1 protein-coding gene is annotated in these 315 nt (G+C 63.2%); it reads left to right on the top strand.

Translation table 11 applies throughout. From position 1 onward, the window contains the following. The coding region (locus BK665_RS34140) for an ABC transporter permease (protein ID WP_123410672.1) at nucleotides 1-315 on the top strand (315 nt) is incomplete at both ends.

The following is a 315-nucleotide window of genomic DNA, read 5'->3' on the forward strand; positions in this document are numbered from 1 at the left end:
ATGGTGGGCACGCCGTGGATTCTGATCGGCTGCTACTTCACCGTCGCCCTGCCGTTCATGTACCGGGCGATCACCAACAACCTGCAAGCCATCAACCTGCGCGACCTGATGGACGCCGCCCAACTGCTCGGCGCCAGCACCTTCCAGGCCGCCGTGCTGGTGGTGCTGCCGAACCTGCGCAAGGGCTTGATGGTGGCGCTGCTGCTGTCCTTCTCGTTCCTGTTCGGCGAGTTCGTGTTCGCCAACATCCTCGTCGGCACCCGCTATGAGACCCTGCAGGTGTACCTGAACAACATGCGCAACAGCAGCGGCCAC

The sequence above is a fragment of the Pseudomonas frederiksbergensis genome (assembly GCF_003732665.1).
Taxonomy (GTDB): domain Bacteria; phylum Pseudomonadota; class Gammaproteobacteria; order Pseudomonadales; family Pseudomonadaceae; genus Aquipseudomonas; species Aquipseudomonas frederiksbergensis_G.